Origin of the sequence: Hymenobacter cyanobacteriorum (assembly GCF_022631375.1) — a bacterium.
GTDB classification, from domain to species: Bacteria; Bacteroidota; Bacteroidia; order Cytophagales; family Hymenobacteraceae; genus Hymenobacter; species Hymenobacter cyanobacteriorum.
This window is the reverse complement of sequence record NZ_JALBGC010000002.1, coordinates 594114-608828: the sequence shown is the minus strand read 5'-3', so window position 1 is coordinate 608828 and position 14715 is coordinate 594114. Positions and strand designations below refer to the sequence as shown.

General features: G+C 59.3%; 15 protein-coding genes. 12 read left to right on the top strand and 3 right to left on the bottom strand.

The features are described from left to right. Nucleotides 1-28: 28 nt before the first annotated feature. The 8 genes from MON38_RS07690 (at nucleotide 29) to MON38_RS07655 (ending at nucleotide 7427) form a co-directional block, all read left to right on the top strand. Nucleotides 29-733 carry an alpha/beta fold hydrolase gene (locus MON38_RS07690; protein WP_241935577.1) on the top strand — a complete coding sequence of 235 codons (705 nt, stop codon included), beginning with the start codon at nucleotides 29-31 and terminating at the stop codon, nucleotides 731-733. Between the two features lie 95 nt (nucleotides 734-828). Next, complete coding sequence (locus tag MON38_RS07685) at nucleotides 829-2022, top strand: ATP-grasp domain-containing protein (RefSeq protein ID WP_241935576.1); 1194 nt, start codon at nucleotides 829-831, stop codon at nucleotides 2020-2022. 89 nt (nucleotides 2023-2111) lie between these two features. Then, nucleotides 2112-3215: a carboxylate-amine ligase gene (locus MON38_RS07680; protein WP_241935575.1), complete on the top strand. Its 1104-nt coding sequence runs from the start codon at nucleotides 2112-2114 to the stop codon at nucleotides 3213-3215. 114 nt (nucleotides 3216-3329) lie between these two features. After that, nucleotides 3330-4160, top strand: coding sequence for a type 1 glutamine amidotransferase (locus MON38_RS07675; RefSeq protein ID WP_241935574.1), 831 nt, complete (start codon nucleotides 3330-3332; stop codon nucleotides 4158-4160). Nucleotides 4161-4251: 91 nt separating this feature from the next. Next, nucleotides 4252-5445: a hypothetical protein gene (locus MON38_RS07670; protein WP_241935573.1), complete on the top strand. Its 1194-nt coding sequence runs from the start codon at nucleotides 4252-4254 to the stop codon at nucleotides 5443-5445. Between the two features lie 73 nt (nucleotides 5446-5518). Beyond that, nucleotides 5519-6037 carry a YkvA family protein gene (locus tag MON38_RS07665; protein WP_241935572.1) on the top strand — a complete coding sequence of 173 codons (519 nt, stop codon included), beginning with the start codon at nucleotides 5519-5521 and terminating at the stop codon, nucleotides 6035-6037. A gap of 158 nt (nucleotides 6038-6195) precedes the next feature. Further along, on the top strand, nucleotides 6196-6495 hold the full coding sequence (locus tag MON38_RS07660) for a hypothetical protein (RefSeq protein WP_241935571.1): 300 nt from the start codon (nucleotides 6196-6198) through the stop codon (nucleotides 6493-6495). 62 nt (nucleotides 6496-6557) lie between these two features. Continuing rightward, nucleotides 6558-7427, top strand: coding sequence for a DUF1571 domain-containing protein (locus tag MON38_RS07655; RefSeq protein WP_241935570.1), 870 nt, complete (start codon nucleotides 6558-6560; stop codon nucleotides 7425-7427). 103 nt (nucleotides 7428-7530) lie between these two features. Here the strand turns inward: MON38_RS07655 and MON38_RS07650 are convergent, their stop codons facing one another. Further along, on the bottom strand, nucleotides 7531-8403 hold the full coding sequence (locus tag MON38_RS07650; protein ID WP_211531989.1) for an SDR family oxidoreductase: 873 nt from the start codon (nucleotides 8401-8403) through the stop codon (nucleotides 7531-7533). Nucleotides 8404-8582: 179 nt separating this feature from the next. On the opposite strand from MON38_RS07650, the gene MON38_RS07645 reads away from it, so the two are divergent. From MON38_RS07645 to MON38_RS07635, 3 genes are all read left to right on the top strand, one after another. Further along, the gene (locus MON38_RS07645) at nucleotides 8583-9467 is read left to right on the top strand and encodes an SDR family oxidoreductase (RefSeq protein WP_241935569.1); all 885 of its coding nucleotides are present in this window, start codon (nucleotides 8583-8585) and stop codon (nucleotides 9465-9467) included. An 80-nt stretch (nucleotides 9468-9547) separates the two neighbouring features. After that, nucleotides 9548-10822 (top strand): BaiN/RdsA family NAD(P)/FAD-dependent oxidoreductase, encoded by a 1275-nt coding sequence (locus tag MON38_RS07640; protein WP_241935568.1) that lies wholly within the window; start codon nucleotides 9548-9550, stop codon nucleotides 10820-10822. 62 nt (nucleotides 10823-10884) lie between these two features. Continuing rightward, nucleotides 10885-11346: a PA2169 family four-helix-bundle protein gene (locus MON38_RS07635; RefSeq protein ID WP_241935567.1), complete on the top strand. Its 462-nt coding sequence runs from the start codon at nucleotides 10885-10887 to the stop codon at nucleotides 11344-11346. A gap of 136 nt (nucleotides 11347-11482) precedes the next feature. Here MON38_RS07635 and MON38_RS07630 read toward each other — a convergent pair whose 3' ends face one another. Further along, on the bottom strand, nucleotides 11483-13504 hold the full coding sequence (locus MON38_RS07630; RefSeq protein WP_241935566.1) for a DEAD/DEAH box helicase: 2022 nt from the start codon (nucleotides 13502-13504) through the stop codon (nucleotides 11483-11485). Between the two features lie 442 nt (nucleotides 13505-13946). Beyond that, nucleotides 13947-14141 (bottom strand): cold-shock protein, encoded by a 195-nt coding sequence (locus tag MON38_RS07625; protein ID WP_068239330.1) that lies wholly within the window; start codon nucleotides 14139-14141, stop codon nucleotides 13947-13949. Nucleotides 14142-14297: 156 nt separating this feature from the next. On the opposite strand from MON38_RS07625, the gene MON38_RS07620 reads away from it, so the two are divergent. Beyond that, on the top strand, nucleotides 14298-14708 hold the full coding sequence (locus MON38_RS07620) for an acyl-CoA thioesterase (RefSeq protein WP_241935565.1): 411 nt from the start codon (nucleotides 14298-14300) through the stop codon (nucleotides 14706-14708). The last annotated feature ends 7 nt before the right edge of the window (nucleotides 14709-14715 follow it).

The following is a 14715-nucleotide window of genomic DNA, read 5'->3' as shown; positions in this document are numbered from 1 at the left end:
GGTAAACTCACCCTTAACCCCGACTCCCGTGCAGGAACAACACCGCCGCTTTTACTCGCATCATCTGGGCCAGGATATTGACATGCTGGTGTTTGGCACCTGGGGCTACCCGGTGGTTATTTTCCCCACTTCCGGCGGCCGCGAGTACGAAGCCCGCGATTTCAACCTCATCGAAGCCGCCCGCCCGCTGGTGGAAGCCGGCCGCGTGAAGCTTTTCTGCATAGATAGCATCGACAAACATTCGTGGTATGCCAAGCACCTGGAGCCACGCATTCGGGTGCAAAACCACGTTTTCTACGACCAGTTCCTGAGCGAAGAGTTGGTACCAATGCTGCAACGGGAGTGCAGCGTCGATAAAATCGCGGTGGCCGGGTGCAGCTTCGGCGGCTTCCACGCACTCAATTTTGCTTTCCGGCATCCCAATCAGGTGGCGCACCTTTTTACGATGGGCGCGGCGTTTGACATTCGCCAGTTTGTGGATGGCTACCACGACGACAACGTCTATTTCAACAACCCGCCCGAGTTCATTCCCGGCGCGCACAACGAGCATTTCCAGTGGATGAACATCATCCTGGGCACGGCCGAACACGACTTCTGCAAAGGTGCTAACTACGATATGGCCCGCATTCTAAGCGAAAAAGGCATCCGCTACCGGCTCGATGTGAAACCCTACGGCACCCACGACTGGCCGGTGTGGCGCGAAATGTTCCCGGAATATTTAAGCACTATTTAGTTGTTAGTTATTCGTTGTCAGTTGTTAGTAAAACGCTGCTCAATGAATGCCCAACAACTGACAACGAATAACCGACAACCAAAACACCCTTTCGCATGAAAAAAATTGGCATCCTCTTCGGACAAGAAAACACGTTCCCCCAGGCTTTCGTTGACCGCGTGAACGAGAAGGCAGTGGACGGCATCACGGCCGAGTTCGTGCAAATCAATCAGGTGGAGCAGCACGTGGCTACCGATTACGCCGTCATCATCGACCGCATTTCGCAGGACGTGCCCTTCTATCGAGCCTACTTAAAAAACGCCGCCCTGATGGGCACGGCCGTGATTAACAACCCCTTCTGGTGGTCGGCCGATGAGAAGTTTTTCAACAACGCGCTGGCCGTGCGCCTCGGGGTGCCGGTGCCCAAAACCCTGCTCCTGCCCAGCAAAGCCCGCCCCGACGATACCACCGAGCGTAGCTTCCGCAACCTGAGCATGATGGATTGGGAGGCGGCTTTTGCCCACATCGGTTTCCCGGCCTACATGAAGCCCCACTCGGGCGGCGGCTGGAAAAGCGTGTACAAGCTGCACGGCCCCGAAGACTTCTTCCGCGCCTACGACGAGACCAATCAGCTGGTGATGCTGTTCCAGGAATCGGTGGAATTCACCGACTACTTCCGCTGCTACTGCATTGGTGGCAAGGAGGTGCTGATTATGCCTTACGAGCCTCGCAACGAGCCGCACCTGCGCTACGCCACTGAGATGAAAACGACGGGCGAAGCCGGCGAAAAGCTGCTGGCTACCATGAAGGACTACGTATTGAAGCTGAACCAAGGCCTTGGTTACGACTTTAATACCGTGGAATTTGCCGTGCGCGACGGTATTCCAATTGCCATCGACTTCGGCAACCCCGCCCCCGATGCCGACCTGAATTCGGTGGGCCAAGCCAACTTTGAGTGGGTGGTGGAAGCTGCCGCCAACATGGCTATCGAACGCGCCCAGGCGCAGGTTCCCGGCCAGGACAATCTGACCTGGGGCACCTTCGTGCACCCCACTGCCGCCAAAGCGGCGGCTGGAGTAGCGCCCAAGCAGGCTCCCCAAGCGAAGTCTAAAGCTGCCCCAAAGGCAACAGGTTCGGTAAAAGTTGGCGCCCCCGTGCACGAAACCAACGACCTGGGTGCTACCGGCGCGCCAAAAGCCAGCGCTAAGAAGGCTGCTGGAGCCGTTAAGCCCGAGCCGCCGACCGGCGAGGTACCCACCGGCGGGAAAGCGCCGGCGGCCCGGAAAGCGGCTCCCAAGAAAAAGGCTTAGTCGAATAGCTTAAACCCAAGCGCGTTTTTCTACCTCATTGCCCGCCCGGCCGATTTCCACTGGCCGGGCGGGTTTAATTTCCGCCGCTTATGTCGTCCCCCAAGTTCACCCTCGGCATCGAGGAAGAGTTTCAGACCATCGACCCGAACACCCGGGAGTTGCGCTCGCACCTGTCGCAGATTGTGGAGGGCGGCCAGATGACCCTGCACGAGCAGGTGAAGGCCGAAATGCACCAGGCCGTGGTGGAAGTAGGCACTACCATTTGCAACGACATCACCGAAGGCCGGGAGCAGGTGCTGATGCTGCGCCGCCACGTAATGGAGCTGGCCGATAAGCAGGGCCTGAAAATCGGTGCGGCGGGCACCCACCCATTTTCGCGCTGGCAGGAGCAGCCCATTACGCCCGATGCCCGCTACGACAAAATCGTGGAGGAACTGCAGGAGGCTGCCCGCTCCAACCTCGTTTTCGGCATGCACGTGCACATCGGCATCGAAAACCGCGAAATGGGCGTGTACATGATGAATACGCTGCGGTATTTCCTGCCGCATTTGTTCGCGCTCAGCACCAACTCGCCGTTCTGGGAAGGCCGCGAAACGGGCTATAAGTCGTTCCGTACCAAGGTGTTCGAGCGGTTTCCGCGCACGGGCATCCCGGGTTTCTTCCACAGCGCCAGCGACTACGACGAATTTATTGCCCTACTGATTAAAACCGGCTGCATCGACAACGGCAAGAAAATCTGGTGGGATTTGCGCCTGCACCCGTTCTTCGACACCATCGAATACCGCATCTGCGACATGATGCTACGCGCCGATGAAACCATCTGCGTAGCCGCGATTATGCAGGCGCTGGTAGCCAAAATCTATAAGCTGAAGATGCAGAACCTGAATTTCCGCATCTACCGCAGCGCCTTGGTGAAGGAGAACAAGTGGCGCGCGGCCCGCTACGGCATCGATGGCCGCATGATTGATTTCGGCAAGAACGAGGAGGTGCCCACCCGCCAGCTCATCTTGGAATTACTCGATTTCATTGACGACGTGGTGGACGACCTCGGCAGCCGCCACGAGGTGGAATACGCCCTCAAAATCATGGAAATGGGCACCGGGGCCGACCGCCAGCTCCAGGTGTTCCGCGAAACCGGCGACCTGCACCGCGTGGTCGATTTCATCCTCCAGGAAACCGCTCACGGCCTGTAAATCTGCCTCATCTATCCTAACTTTGACTTACCAACGCCCGCCTTCCGGTGGGCGTTGCTTCTTTCCGGCAGCGGCCTGCGCCCCAAATTTCACCGGAGTTATTACTGATTGATTATGACCAAGCCAATTCGAATTGCCATCCTGGATATGTATAATAATGTGGCCAACGAGGGCATGCGCTGCATTCGGCAGTTGCTGCAACGGAGCGCCACCGATTTAGGGGTAGAATTTCAGGTGGACACTTATAATGTGCGCGCCGAAAACCAGCTGCCAGGGGTCGATTACGACGCCTACATCTCAACCGGCGGCCCGGGCAGCCCGCTGGCATCGGACGAGCCCTGGGAAGCCCGCTACTTCACATTTATTGACACGTTGCTGCTGCACAACCGCACCCAGCCCGTAAAAAAGCATTTGCTGCTGATTTGCCATTCCTTCCAGCTCGTGAGCCGGCACTTAGGGCTGGGCGAGGTGGGCAAGCGCAAGTCGACTTCGTTTGGCGTGCTGCCGGTGCACCTCACCGAAGCCGGCGAGGCCGAGCCGGTTTTCGCGGGCCTGCCCGAACCGTTCTACGCTGTCGACTCGCGTGACTACCAGCTGACCGAGCTGCACACCGAGCGGCTGGCCCAACTGGGCGGCAAAGTGCTATGCCTCGAAAAAGAGCGGCCGCACGTGCCGCTGGCCCGCGCCATCATGGCCATCCGCTTCACGCCGGAGGTGCTGGGCACGCAGTTTCACCCCGAAGCCGACGGCGAAGGCATGCTGCGCTACATGCTGACTGAAGAACGTAAGCAGCAGGTTATCACTGCCTACGGCGAAGCGAAGTACGACGAGATGGTGCGCCTGCTGGCCGACCCGGGCACCATCGAATACACCGAATCCATCATCCTGCCCACGTTTTTGCGGCGAGCGCTGGCCCATTTGGTGGCCGCGCCCATGCTGGCTTAGTCGTAGTTAAAAGTTAAGAGTTAAAATTCGGAGCAGTCGTTTTTAACTTTTGACTCTCAACTTTTAACTCCTTTACCCCTACTCCTTTCCTATGATTCCGGAACCTCGTCGCCGCTACAACGCCGCCTTCACGCCCGCCCGCTACCAGGAAATGCTCGACGATATCGACCGCCAGCTGCCCGGCCAGCTTGATTTTCGGGTAGCCGAGTCGCCGGTTTTCATTCCGGCCGGGTTGCGCGATAAGCTGATTGCCGCCGGCGAGAGCATCATCAACGTCATCGAGCAGCCCGATTTCCAGGCCCGCACCGAGGCCGCCATTCCGGCGCATCAGCGCGTGCCCGGCGATGAAGGCCGTCCCGAATTCCTGACCTTCGACTTTGCTGTGTGCCGCGATGCTCACGGCGAGCTGGAGCCGCAGCTGATTGAAATGCAGGGATTTCCGTCGCTCTATGCCTTTCAGGCCTGGCTGCCGGGCGAATTCGGCAAGTTCTTTCCCATCCCCGATTCGGTGTCTCCGTTCATCGAAACCGCCGACTTTGCCAGCTACGTCGAAGAGATGCGTCAGTTCCTGCTGGCCGACGAGCCCGCCGAAAACGTGGTGTTGCTGGAGCTGTTCCCGGAACGCCAGAAAACCCGCGTCGATTTTGCCCTCACGCGCCAGTTCTGGGGCATCGAGCCGGTGTGCCTCACTAAGGTGCGCAAGCGCGGCCGCGAGCTATTCTATGAAAAAGACGGCCGCCTGGTGCGCATCAAGCGCATCTACAACCGCATTATTTTCGACGAGCTGGCCCGCTACCCCGACCTCGAAACCGAGTTTCACCTCACCGATGCCGATGTGGATGTGACCTGGGTGGGCCACCCAAATTGGTTTTTCCGCGTCAGCAAATTCACGCTCCCGCTGCTGAGCGGGCCGTTTGTGCCGCCCAGCTACTACCTGCACGAGCTGAACGAGTACCCGGCCGACCTGGGGAATTACGTGCTCAAACCGCTGTACTCATTCGCCGGCGCGGGCGTCCGCCTGCACGTCACAACCACCGACCTGGATGCGCTGCCCGACAAACAGCACTACCTGTTGCAGCGCAAGGTGCAGTACGAGCCGGTAGTGCAGTCGCCCGATGGGCTGGTGAAGTGCGAAATCCGCCTGCTCTACATCTGGCCGGCCGGCGCGGCGCGGCCCCGCCTGCTCACCGGCCTCAGCCGCCTGAGCCGGGGCGAGATGATTGGCGTCGACTTCAACAAGGACAAGGACTGGGTGGGCGGCACGTCGCCCCTGTTCGAGCGCTAGCACAGCGCGCCAGCAACGCCCGGCGCAGGTTGCGCGTAAAGCCCGAACATATTTTTCATTTGCCCGCGCGCCCATGTCATCTCTCGCCGAAAAAGGCCTTCAACTCTCCAAAAACGCCATCTTCAACGTCTTCATCGGCCGCGCTACCAAGCTACTGGGCAAGCCGTTCAAGGTGGTCGCCATTCTCAACGAAACCGCCGACAAGCTCGCCAGCAAAGACAGCAAGGACAACAAGTTCAAGCAGCTCTTCGACGTCGCTTCCACACTGGTGCGGCTGGTGCGCAACTACATCAGCGGAGATTACCGCGAAGTTGCTACCGGCACCATCGTTTCGGGCTTTGCCGTGCTGCTCTACGTGCTGTCGCCCATCGACTTAGTGCCCGATTTCATTCCGGTGCTGGGTTTCCTCGATGACTTAAGCCTGATTAGCTGGTTTTTGGGCAAGTTTCAGGATGAGATTGCCAAGTACCGCACCTGGGAAGATACCCGCCACGTTGCGGCGGCCGGCAGCACCTCCGGCCCCGACCTGGCGGCCCGCCCCGCTACCGGCGACGCCAAACAGCCCGTTATCGCCGAGCTGGGCCATTCGTAGTCCAACCCGCCCCGCTGCCGATATTTACTGCCCCGCCCGGCCGCGTTGGCCGGCGGGGCATTTTTTATTTTTCCGACCTGCGTTCTGGCACATTTCAGCGCTGGTTTGTTTATATCGCAATGCCTGCTCCGCGCGGGCCTTTCGCCTGCTTGCTGCCTATGCCCACGTTTGTCGTTTCCATCCGCTTGCCCGAGTCGTTTGATGACGACTTTATTGCCCTGATTCCGCGCCACCGCGATTTCATCAACCGCCTGCTGAACGAAAAAATTGTTGAAACCTACGCCATCAGCAGCGACCGCAGCCGCGGCTGGGTCACCATCAACGGCGACGATGAAGCCGCCGTGCGGGCCGTGGTTGAGCAATTCCCACTCTACCAATTCATGCATGGCGTGGAAATTGATGAGCTGTTTATTTTCGATACCGTGGCATCGCGGTTTCCGCACATCAGCCTGAATTAATATTGTGGTGCGAAGCGTCACGTCAGCTGGCTCGCGCAGTTATTCCGATTTCCTTTCTTTCTATGGTTGCGATTTTCGCTTCGTTTCGTCCGGTTCTACGCTGGGCGGCCCCACTCGCTTCGGCGGCAATTTTAGCAGCGGCCACGCCGGCCGCCGCCCCCATCACTACCGAGCAGCTTACTGCCCGCATGGGCAGCGCCATCGAAGGCCTGAAGTACCTGCGTTGCACCGTGAAGGCGCAGGAGCGCATCGAGGGAAGCATCCATCAGGCTCGTAGCATCATGAAAATTGCCTACAAGCCGCTGCGCATCTACATCAAAAATCAGAAGGGCGTGGAAGTGCTCTGGGCGCAGGGCCAGAACAACGGCGACGCCTTCGTGAACCCGGCAGCTTTCCCCTACGTCACACTCAGTCTCGACCCCAACGCCAAGCTCATGCGCAGCAACCAGCACCACACGGTGCTGCAAGCGGGTTTCGGCACTATTTCGGACCTGCTGCGCACCACCGGCCTGCGTCAGGACATGAGCTTCAGCCGCTCGTTTAAGTACGTGGGCGACAGCACCGTGCAGGGCCGCCCCAACTACGTGCTGCGCTCCGATTACCCCCAGTTTCGCTACGTGAGCTACAAAGCCGGGGCCAACGAAACCATCGGCTCGGTAGCCGAGCGGTTCGGTTGCGGCGAGTTCCGCATCATCGAGCGTAACAACCTCACCATCGGCGAGAAAATCCCGGCCGGCAAAGTGCTGCAGGTACCCAATGCCTATGGCCGCCGCACTATCGTCTGCATCGACCCCAAAACCTACCTGCCCACCGTGGTGCAGGTGAACGACGACAAAGGCCTGTTCGAAAAATTCGATTTTTCCGACGTAGTGCCCAACCAGCCCATCCCGGCCGAGGAGTTCAGTAAGGGTTACAAGGGCTATAAATTTTAAGCCCACCCCTTTCATCCTGAGTAAAGCGAAGGACCTTATCACGTTCGAACGAAATGTTCTGGCGTAATAAGGTCCTTCGCTTTACTCATGATGACAGGGCAGATTACCGCCGCATTGTTTTCTCGATGTGGTCCCACATATCGGGCGTCAGCATTTCGAGTTTATTAAACTCGCCAGCCCCATTCAGCCACTCGCCGCCGTCGATGGTGACGACTTCGCCGTTCACGTAGGCCGAGAAATCCGACACCAGATAGGCGGCCAGATTGGCTAGTTCCTGGTACTGGCCCACGCGCTTAAGCGGCACGCTGGCGGCCGGGTCGAGCTTGCTGGCGAGCGGCTCCGGAAAAAGACGGCTCCAGGCGCCTTCGGTCGGGAACGGGCCAGGCGCAATGGCATTGGAGCGGATGCCGTACTTGGCCCATTCCACTGCCAATGAGCGCGTCATGGCGAGCACGCCGGCTTTGGCCGTAGCCGAGGGAACCACAAATGCTGAACCTACCGAGGCGTAGGTCGTCACGATGTTGAGGATGGTACCGGGCTTTTTGTCGGCAATCCAGCGCTTGCCCACGGCCAAGGTGCAGTTGTAGGAGCCACGCAGCACAATGTCCACAATCACATCGAATGCCTTGTGGCTCAGGCGCTCGGTGGGGCTAATGAAGTTGCCGGCGGCATTGTTTAGCAGCACGTCCACGCCGCCGAACTCCTGAATGGTGCGCTCCAGCATGGCTTCCACTTCGTCGTACTTGCGCACGTCGCAGGCAATAGCCAACACCTTGCCGCCGGTTTGCTGGCGCAGCTCATCGGCGGTTTTTTCCAGCACGTCCAGCTTGCGGCTGGTGATGGTGACGTTGGCCCCTAGCTGCAGGAAGTAAGTGGTCATGGCCCGGCCCAGGCCGGTGCCGCCGCCGGTTACAATGATGGTTTTGCCAGCCAGCGCGTTATCGCGCAGCATGGGCTGGGTGTAGGGTGCGTTCATGCAGGAATTGGGAATGAGATGGATGGTGGGCGCACATGGCTTGGGGCCGAAGGTACTAGACGAACCGGCCCAATGCCCGCCGTACTTCCCCGAATCCCAGCACCGTCGAATTGTCCGGTTAAATATAGCCGTTTCATAATTTATTCGCACCTTCGCAGTTCCAAGCACTTCTTTCCAATATGACCAGTTCCATTTCCGGGGGCTCCACGAGCACGGCTTCGGGGGCGGAATTTCCTACCGTACTCGTACTAGGCTGCGGCTGGTTGGGCATGGCCCTGGCCCGCTCGCTGGTGCAGGCCGGCCACCGCGTAGTCGGCACCAGCACCACGCCCGAAAACCTCGACGGCATGCGCGCCGCCGGCATCGAGCCGCACCTGTTCCGCCTCGGAGCCGACTTTGGCCCCGCCGCCGATGCCCTCCTGCACCGCCTGCTCGCCGACACCGACGTGCTCGTCCTCAACGTGCCGCCCCGTGCCGCCTCCGCCGGCGCCTACCCCACCCTGCTGCGCCCCGTGCATCGGGCCGTTGCCGCCGCCGGCACCAAGTGCGTGCTGTTCGTGAGTTCAACCAGCGTATACCCCAACGAGCCGCGCATCATGCGCGAAACCGATGCCGTGAGCACCCGCGATGCGGCTTCCGACGTGTTGCGCGCCGAGGGCCACTTCGTACCGCGCTATGGCCAGTGGAAAAGCACCGTGGTGCGCCTGGGCGGCCTTTTCGGCCCCGACCGCGCGCCCGGCCGCTTCCTGGCCGGCCGCCAGGGCCTCGACCAGGGCAACGCTCCCGTCAACCTTGTGCACCTGACTGATGTGGTGGGCGTGCTCTCTGGCATCATTCAGCAGGGATTGTGGGGCCATACGTTCAACGTGTGCGCCAACCAGCACCCGTGCCGCCGCGACTTTTACCCGGCCGCTGCCCGCTTTCTAAAGCTGGAATCCCCCGTTTTCAAGGATGAAGGCAAATCGGTTGTAAGCGGTAAAACCATCGACAGCAGCTCCATTCGCAGCCTGCTTCCCTACCAGTTTCAGCACGACGATGTGCTGGCGGCCTTGGAGTTCTGCTAACACCGGGTGGCACTTCTGTAATGCTGCGTGAAGAGCGTTAATAGCATCCGGTTGCTCGAACTGCGGCGTAACTTTGCGTGGTGAAATCAGACGCTGCCCTACTTCCTGTGGCCGTGCTCGGGGGCGGGGCGGCCGGTTTTTTCGGCGCCATTGCCTGCGCCGAAGCCAACCCCAGCCAGCCAGTCATCCTGCTCGAAAAAACCGGTAAGCTCCTGGCGAAAGTCCGCGTGTCAGGCGGCGGCCGCTGCAACGTCACGCACGCCTGCGAGTCGCCCGCCCAGCTGGCCGCCCACTACCCGCGCGGCAGCAAACCGCTGAAAAATGCCTTCCAGCAATTTGGCGTGCCCGATACCATTGCTTGGTTTGCCAAGCGCGGCGTGCAGTTGAAGACCGAGGCCGACGGCCGCATGTTTCCCATCACTGACTCCAGCGAAACCATTGCCCGCGCCCTCGAAGAAGCCGCCCGCAAAGCCGGCGTGCGCATCATCACCAACACCAGCGTCGATGAAATTCTGCTACAACCAACGGGTGGTTTTGAGTTGAAGCTAAGCGGCAGCGGAGCCGGTCAGTTGGGCGGAAACCTCGCCGTTAGCCAATTGCTGGTAGCCACCGGCGGCAACCCCAAAAGCGCCAATTACGACTGGCTGCGCACCCTCGGCCACCGCGTTGCCGAGCCCGTGCCTTCGCTTTTTACATTCAACGTGCCCAACTCGCCTCTGAATGAGCTGATGGGTGTGAGCGTGCCCCAGGTCCGCGTGGTGCTGGCCGGCGAAAAGCTGCAATACGAAGGCCCATTGCTCATTACGCACTGGGGCGTGAGCGGCCCGGCCGTGCTCAAGCTCTCGGCTTGGGGCGCGCGTCGGCTTAGCGAGCTGGGCTACGTGGGCACCGCGCTTATCAACTGGCTGCCAACGCATACCGATGAAACCCTGCGCCCCTGGCTACAGCAGTTTCGGCAGGACCACGGCAAGAAAACGGTAGCCAGCAACCCGCTTTTCGGTCTGCCCCAGCGCCTGTGGCGCAATCTCACCGAGCAGGCCGGCATCGCGGCTGAAACCCGTTGGAGCGACCTGCCCGCCAAGGCCCAGAACCGTCTGCTCGAACTCCTGCTCCGCACCCCGCTGGCCGTGCGCGGCAAAACCACCTATAAGGAAGAATTTGTGACCTGCGGCGGCATTTCCCTCGATGAAATCGACTTGAAAAGCATGCAGAGCCGCCGCGTGCCCGGCCTTTATTTTGCTGGCGAAGTCCTGGACATCGATGGTATCACCGGGGGCTTCAACTTCCAGGCCGCGTGGACTACTGGCTTCTTGGCCGGCCGCGCGATGGCAGTGGCATCGGCAGTGCCAGTGTAACCTTCCACACCGACACAGAGTAAAGAGAGGCATAATCTTTCACCTTAAATTACTCTTTCCTCATGGAAGCCAAAGCCACCCAAGCCCTGCTCAACGAACTGGTTGAAACCCTCAAAGACGGCCAGAAAGGCTACGCCGAAGCCATGGTTGACGTACAAGACGCCGACCTAAAGGACACCTTTAAGCATTTCGCCGCCCAGCGTTCGAGCTACCTCAATGAAATCGAGGACCAGATGTTCAAGCTGGACCTGAAGCCCGACACCAACGAAGGTGCCAAAGGCTCCATCACCGGTGCCGTACACCGCGCCTGGATTGACCTGAAATCGGCCGTAACCGGCAAAGACCGTCACAGCATCCTCGCCGAATGCGAGCGCGGCGAAGACTACGCCAAGAAGGCTTACCAGACGGCTCTGAAAGCAGAAGGCCTACCCTCGGCTCTGAAATCGGTTATCGAAAAGCAGTACCAAGGCGTGGTTGAAGGCCACGACAAAATTAAAGCCCTGCGCGATTCGTCCGCTAAGTAATTGCCATCGGCTTTTTATAAAGCCAGCCCAATAAAAAAGGCCGCTCAATCGAGCGGCCTTTTTTTGTAGCTAATTCACTTATACGAATCACATAGTCTGGATAACCCAGTTTCACCTAACGGATATAACGGATAGCCTATTCGTCGAAGCTCTCGTTGCGGGGAGCACGGGGTGCGGGGCGCGTGTCGTACTCGCGGGGCGTGCCGTAGCTCGGCTTGTTGCCATAGTTGGGCTTGTCGCCGTAGCTCGGGCGGTTGCCATAGCCCGACTTGCCGGTGCCGCCTTCGCGACGCTCGCCACCGCCGTAGCTGGGGCGGTTGCCGTAGCTGCTGCCACCGTCGCGGTTGCCTTTATAGCCCCCGCCGTAGCCACCTTCGCGACGCTCGCCGCCACCGAAGCTGCCACCGCCGCGGTTGCTGCCTTTGTAGCCGCCGCCGCCGAAGCCGCCTTCACGACGCTCGCCACCGTTGAACGGACGACGCTCGCGGTCGCCGCCGAAGCCGCCCGGGACACCACCGCCCATGCGGTTGAAGCCTTCTTCCTTGGCCGCCGCGTCCTGCACCGGCGTGGCGATGCTGAAGCTTACCGGCGTGCCCTGGATGCTGGTGCGGCCCAGCTTGCTCACAATCTCATCGGCAAATTCCGACGGTACTTCCACGAAGCTGAACTTGTCGTAGAGGGCGATGTCGCCCACTTTGGCTCCGGTCAGGTTGCTCGACTCCGAAATCAGGTCCACGATGTCGCGGGGGTGAATCCGGTCTTTCTTGCCCATGGTCACGAAGAGGCGGGTGTAGCCGGGACGAGCCTGGCCGGCTGCCTTGCTGGCATCAAGGCTCTGCTGCGCGCTCTTGTCCTCCTTCATGGTCATTTTCAGCAGCGCGGCAGCGATGTCGAGCGAGGTAATTTCCTCGCCCTGGTCGAGCAGGCGCTGCACGCGGCCCACGTATTTCTCGAGGTTACCTTTCTCGATGATTTCCTTAATCTGGTTCAGGAAAAGGGTGGTTTTCACCTCCGATACATCGGCAAACGACGGCACCTGCTCCAGTTTAATCTGGGCCTTAGTGAAGCGCATGATGTCGCGCAGCTTGTAGATGTCGCGGCCGCTCACAAACGTGAAGGCTTTGCCGCTCTTGCCAGCGCGGCCCGTGCGGCCGATGCGGTGCACGTAGTATTCTTCGTCGGCGGGCAGGTCGTAGTTCACTACGGCCTCCACGTTGTCCACGTCGATGCCGCGGGCGGCTACATCAGTGGCGACCAGTACTTCCAGCGTCGATTTGCGGAATTTATCCAGCGTGTTCTGGCGCTGCTGCTGGCCCATGTCGCCGTGCAGGCCTTCGGCAAAATAGCCTTTGGCTTGCAGGTCAGCCACAATTTCGTCCACCATGCGCTTGGTGTTGGCGAAAACGATGGTCGACTTCAGGTTGAACATGTCGAGCAAACGGGTCAGCACGTCCTTTTTCTGGGGACCGCGCACCTCGTAGTAGCTCTGCTCGATGTTGGTCACCGTCATCGTCTGGTGGTTCACCTTCACAATCTGCGGCTCGCGCTGATATTTCTTAGTGAGCTCCATGATGGGCTTGCTCATCGTGGCCGAGAAGAACACCGTCTGGCGCTCTTTCGGCATCTTGCTCAGAATAAACTCGATGTCGTCGCGGAAGCCCATGTCGAGCATTTCGTCAGCTTCATCCAGAATGATTTTGGTGGTGTTTTCCAGCTTCAGCGTACCGCGCTCGATGTGGTCCATCACGCGGCCGGGGGTGCCGATAACAATCTGCACGCCACGCTCCAGGGCACGGAGCTGACGGTCGTAGGGGCTGCCGCCGTAGATGGGCACCACCATCAGGCCGCGCTTATACTTGCCCAGCTTCTGGATTTCGCCCGATACCTGCACCGCGAGTTCGCGGGTGGGGCAGAGCACCAATACCTGCACGTCCTTGCTCTCGGTATCGATGTTGTCGATGGCGGGAATGGAGAAGGCAGCGGTTTTGCCGGTACCCGTCTGGGCCTGGCCGATAACGTCTTTACCGGCGAGCAGCACGGGAATGGCAGCGGCCTGAATGGCCGAGGCTTCCTCGTAGCCCATCTCGGTGATGGCGCGTTGTACTTCCTCGGAGAGGTTCAGTTCGTCAAAGCGAACCACAATTTTTTCAGCTTCCATGATTGGAGTTGATAAGGGGGAAAAGAGACTTAGCTCTGAAAACAGCCGTACTCAGCGACGTTTCCCCTCCTTCTACCTTTCACAATCAGGTGGGAAAAAACAACCAAAAAACTACGCGGCCAATGCGTTAGCGCCTCTCTCAGGCTTGCGCGGACTTGGGCCGTCCTCAAATGCGGGTGCAAAGGTAGGATTTTTATTTTGGAAAAGCTAATGTGGGAGTAAGAACAATTTTTCAGGACGTCATGCTGAGCGCAGCCGAAGCATCTCGCATGGGGTAGTAATCCAATCGTTGAAAAGGGTTAGTGGTGGCACGCGAGATGCTTCGGCTGCGCTCAGCATGACGCTCTTTCTTTGTTCGGCCCTTCGTTCTTACTTCACCACCGACCACAAAAAAAAGCCCGCCAGAGGCGGGCTTTCTTAGAGTTGCAAAGCTGCGGCTGAATTAAACCAGCGATACTTTTACGGCGTTCGGGCCTTTTTTGCCCTGAGCTACTTCGTATTGAACTTTGTCGTTTTCGCGAATCGAGCTAACTTGGAGGTCGCTGATGTGAACGAAGATGTCTTCGCCAGTTTCGTCGTTTTTGATGAAACCAAAGCCTTTGGTGTCATTAAAGAATTTTACCGTTCCGGTGGGCATGGTGGTTGGTTGTGGAGTTTCCCTAAGCGTTTGGGCCACCGTGGCTTGATGTCTTAGGTTGCGTCAAAGATAGGCAGAAATTCCAAATGACCAAGTCGATAGGTATTTTTTTCGATGCGTGCCGACCTTTGCCCGCTCGCCTCCCCTCTATACAGTATGCCCGACGCGCCCGCCCACGCTTTTTCGCACGATTTTCAAGTTCCGACCAGCGCCATTGATGCGCTGGGCCACGCCAACAACGTGGAATACGTGCGCTGGGTGCAGGACGTGGCGGGCGCGCACTGGCTGAGCATCTGCCCAGCCGAGCTGCGCGACCAGATAATTTGGGTGGTGCGCGAGCACCGGATTCGCTACCTGCAATCGGCCTTCGCGGGCGAGATGTTGCGGGCCAGCACCTGGGTGGGCGAAACCAGCGGGGCCACGTCGCTGCGCTACACCCGCCTCACCCGCGCCGCCGATGGCGTGCTGCTGTGCGAGGCGGAAACGACCTGGGTGCTGCTCGACCCCAAGAGCGGCCGGCCGGTGCGCGTGACGGCGGAGATGGTGAGTTGGCTATTGCCAAAATGAATTATCC